Raw genomic sequence first — 4447 nt, 5'->3', positions numbered from 1 at the left:
CGCCCGATCTTCCGGATAGAAGGGATCAAGCCGGTCCTCGTTGTCGAGATGATCGATAACGTCGGAAACGTAGCGTTCGAGGCTATCCTCTTCGACCCACTCCGCGACGTTCTTCGGCAGGAGGTGTTGCTGATCTTGGTCGTATCGGATGAAGTTAGACGTCACGGGTGGATCCTTACGCTATACAGGAGTTTCTGCTAGATAAAATCTACGTCATGTGAACTCAGAATTCGCAGAATCTGATTTCCTTGCCGATGTTTCTTGGACAGGCTCTTGAGATCAACANGCTAGATAAAATCTACGTCATGTGAACTCAGAATTCGCAGAATCTGATTTCCTTGCCGATGTTTCTTGGACAGGCTCTTGAGATCAACATAAATCGAACCCCCTTTCGCCCAGTCTGGTGGAAAACTATAGTCTTCTACCAGGGCAGATATGCGTAAGTTACGCACGTCGAAAATGCTTTACCGGACTGCGAAAGCGTCCAAAACATGGAACGAGCAACCGAAATCAGGATAGCCCGGATACTTTGTGTCGGAGCAGTAGCAAGTTTTGCGATTTATATTAGAAATCCGATGAGCCGTGAGCTGGCCATGCCAGGATGGGTTGTAGACCTATGCTTGGTTGTGACTGTACTAATGGCTATCAAATACTCCGGGCTCGTGGAATTATCCTCCCGTGCATCCAGACAAGAACATTAACCGTCTATCACCGACACGCGAAGAAGTCGTTCGTGAACACTACTCGCATATCGAAGCGGGGGAACTTGCTGATCAGATGACTGACGCCTTCAAAGGAGTAGACGAATAAAGAGGCTTCAGAGTGGAAAATATTGTCGCTAATACCGGATAATGTATTATCGTTAGTCCAGATTCACTTTCAGTTCAAGTTTCTATTTTCCATCAGACACCAAGAGCAGCCTTTGTCATTTGGTGTGAGAGTTTGGGATCTTACCGGGCCACTCGCCGACCCAAGACGTACACGAAGAGAGCTACTAGGATCGCTCCAACAAGAGACTCGGCGCCAACTAAGACTCGGGAACCAAACCCATTGGGTGCAACATTGGCATAACCAATCGTAGTAAATGTGATAACACTGAAATACAAATTTCGAAGAAGAACTTCGACTCCCTCAGCTAAATCTGTCACTACAGGCCATTCGAAATTGATGTGAAATCGGTATATTGTCCCATTATCAGAGATTCCACCAACGAAAGGATAGAGGATCCCAGCACCAATGATGGTGACCGTCCAAGCGTAGAGAAGGTGACGAAGGCTTTCTCCATGGTTAGTAAGTAGCCGATTAAGGGTGGCAACCGTATAACGGCCATAATTTCCATTTTGCCGATCAAGGCGCCGCTGGGCTTCTTGTTTAGAAATATGATAATCGCGGACTTGGTCGGCTAGAGCATTATCTTCGTGAAGATCTTCAAGGCGGCGGTAGACCCACGTCGCTGCCATAAGCGGTGATGTTTCTTCAGCGAGAACTGGTGATTTCTTCTCCTTTTCGTAACTACAGATATCCCCAAAGTCCGTTTCACTGTTGATTCTTGGATTCGAAAACTGCGCTTGGTAAAGATCAGAGTGTGTAAGATTAGCCTCACGAAAATCAGTCCGTGTGAGAATTGAATTTTCGAGCGCTGCATTCTGAAATTGTGTGCTTCGAGCGGTTGTATCTGTTAATACAGCATCATTCAAATTGGCTCCTTTTAGAGATGCGAACTTAAGATTGGCTCCTGTTAGGTCCACACGCCTCAGATCGGCATTGCTAAAATCACAATTTTGCAGAGCCGTGCCTTGTAGTAACGAGTCGGACATGACCGACTCGGAAAAATCTGCTTGGATCGCTATCGAATTTGAAACATTGGATTCGGCTACAATGGTGTGTGTGTGAGATCCGCATTTTGCAAATTCACCTTTTCAAGCGTTGCTTGGCTAAGATTAGCCCTTGAAAAATTTGTTTGAAAGAATTGTGTTTCATCTAAGGTGGCATATCTGAGCATTGCATTACTGAAATCAGCCATTGAGAAATTTGCATCAGTTAGCTCAGCGCCATTCATTCTACAGTTAGCGAACGAGATTGACGAACCCATATTATTGCCTTGGATGATCGCCCCATCAAGCCGTTCAGGATATTCAGTTCGGGCTTCGGCTAGGTCATCTCTTGGTTTATTATCAGTATCTGCGTGCCAGACGCACTGATCGAAGTCTTTCCATGAATCTCGCCAACAAGTTACGTCGCTTACTGGCCCTGTTTCGTCTGTATGTAGAAATTTTATAGTAACACCACACCGCCCAGTTGGGGCATCTTTAGCAACGTACCCCCAACGGCGAGCCCACTGTGAAGGCATGTATAGACGAAGACTCCCTATGAAGACGTATCACTTTCTCCAGTAGTATATTTGTGTTGGTATTTTCTTAAGCTATTCTTGTTTCGCTCACTTCATATTGATGTTTGAGTGACATAAATTCTTCCTGCCAGAATAGCCGTTAGGCAGGTGTACGAGCTGTTTTTGTTTTAGCAACAGGTAACAAAACAACACCCGTATCCTTACGGTGTTAGCCTATCTACTGCCTGTATCTCTTGTGAAAGCCATCGTTTAACGATTGGATCTGTTGCGTTTCTCTTCAGCTCTTGTAACTTTCCACGCCAGATGTGAAATTGTTCCTCGCTTCCCATACGCCCCATAGGTAAAGCCCGTAACTCTTCAAACACTCTTGGTTTGTCTCCGTGGCGAATTAGCAATTTTTGGGTTAACCCCCACCAATCAGCGTGTGTTATGTCGGGCAAGCAACGTACCAATATCGATGCTCGCTTATCTGGATCCTTGTCAACCCATTTCCACAATTCGCTTTCAGGGACTAGTAATATAGCAGGACCATCTGAATTAACTTCTCGACCAGATAGCCAATATTCTAGTTGAGTTCTGTGTGGGGTTGAATCTAAAACTCCGGCTACTAAGTCCCAAGTTTTCATCGGCTGCTCTTCAAATAGTGGCCGAAGAACCCTATCAAAATACTGGCTTAGTTCACCCCCCGCCTGATTTTGTTCCAAGCAGTTTGAAATAAACTCTGCAATTCGAAGCCTGTCGGGGTGATTTTGCAAAATCGCTATATTAGCTAATTCCCCCCATTCGAACCATCTTTCAAAAATATTGAACTTTGAATTTTGATTCGTATAGTCTGGGTGGGTGAGAGCTTCAAGAATCAGATCGCTATCTGCGATTGAACTACTATCTGTCCGGTAATAATCACATGCGATGTTTACAAATATCCCTGCAGCTTTTGCAGTGCCGGCATCCAGCAAATATGATCCAATGCGAGCGAATGACTGTTCCGACAAGTTACCCATACGTGCAATATACCTGATTTCGATAAGTAAATCTACAGAGATCTCATCTTGTTTGGCGGAGTTATAGATCATTATAGCCGCTCTATCAGTGGGGTCTGATTTTCGTGCGAGAAACGGAAAGTAGTTTGCCAGATGAGGATCTTTTCTCAGCCGCAAAAATAGATCTTCAGGAGGGTTTTCGCAGGAATCAACTACCTCTTCTAAATAACTTCCAAACACGGTGCATGCTGCGTCTGGTCGGGCTGTCCGCAGCCCCTCAATAAAGACGTCTATCATTCGACCTGTAGCGTCTTGTTGTCCAAGCTCAGAACCAAAAATTCTAGACGGTTTACCATTCTCTTCAAGGATCCATCCAATTTCATCCTTTAATAACTGCGGATCGGTGACTACATCACCGGCAAGATTCGCAATTTGACGTTTTGTGGCCTCTTCGCGTTCTTCTGAATAATCTACTGTGTTGTAGCCAGAAATGTATCGTTTTAATTTAGTATGGATATCTTGATCTATAATCTCATGTTCAAACTCCTTCCATGATTTTTGTAAATCCTCAGAGAATGAACCAGAGTCGTAGTGGACTATCCTACTTGTAGCAGTAAGAATATCACCAGCATCTACATCCCGATGGGCTATCAAACCACTGAATGTGCTCTGAATAGTCCTTGAGAGGCGTGAATTACTTGCCAATCTCCGACTATTACCAGTAAGTACTCCTATCGTTTTTTCGAAATGTTCTTCGTTATATCTATCTATATTATTGTATACAAGATCCCAAACTGATTTGAAATATTCTATTCGCTCTTCGTTGTTTTCTGGATACCATAGATCCGGTGTTGGTTTGGCTCCTTGACGCTGTGGAATTCCGCTCCCTCTATGACCGCTGATTGATAAAACGTGCTCAGCAGCTTCTAGTCCCACTCTATGTTTTGTTGATTCATCAGAAGTGAGAAGATCCTCAAGTAGCGGATAGCGATCCATAGGAGAAACCTCCGTCGCTGCATGGGGGCCATACCATTCGTGTTCGGTTAAGGAGCAAAACACGCAGACGGCGCTGTCGTGATAGGGTTATCTTCAAGAACCGCGTAGAGAGAGGTTGTGA

3 protein-coding genes and 1 pseudogene are annotated in these 4447 nt (G+C 44.7%); 1 reads left to right on the top strand and 3 read right to left on the bottom strand.

Annotated elements, in window-relative coordinates; all coding sequences use genetic code 11:
• Positions 1 to 720: 720 nt before the first annotated feature.
• Positions 721 to 810 (top strand): annotated as a pseudogene (locus tag C451_RS23560) (integrase); the annotation flags it as partial.
• A gap of 140 nt (positions 811 to 950) precedes the next feature.
• Here C451_RS23560 and C451_RS20735 read toward each other — a convergent pair.
• The 3 genes from C451_RS20735 to C451_RS22485 form a co-directional block, all read right to left on the bottom strand.
• Positions 951 to 1880: a pentapeptide repeat-containing protein gene (locus C451_RS20735; protein WP_275039313.1), complete on the bottom strand. Its 930-nt coding sequence runs from the start codon at positions 1878 to 1880 to the stop codon at positions 951 to 953.
• Entirely contained in the window at positions 1874 to 2350 is a 477-nt protein-coding gene (locus C451_RS20730) for a pentapeptide repeat-containing protein (RefSeq protein ID WP_080503465.1), read from the bottom strand. The genes C451_RS20735 and C451_RS20730 overlap by 7 nt, the downstream gene beginning before the upstream one ends.
• A gap of 200 nt (positions 2351 to 2550) precedes the next feature.
• On the bottom strand, positions 2551 to 4326 hold the full coding sequence (locus tag C451_RS22485; RefSeq protein ID WP_161605829.1) for a hypothetical protein: 1776 nt from the start codon (positions 4324 to 4326) through the stop codon (positions 2551 to 2553).
• Positions 4327 to 4447: the final 121 nt, after the last annotated feature.

The organism is Halococcus thailandensis JCM 13552 (genome assembly GCF_000336715.1).
GTDB lineage: Archaea > Halobacteriota > Halobacteria > Halobacteriales > Halococcaceae > Halococcus > Halococcus thailandensis.
The sequence above is the reverse complement of the archived record's forward strand: the minus strand, read 5'-3'. Positions and strand labels throughout refer to the sequence as shown.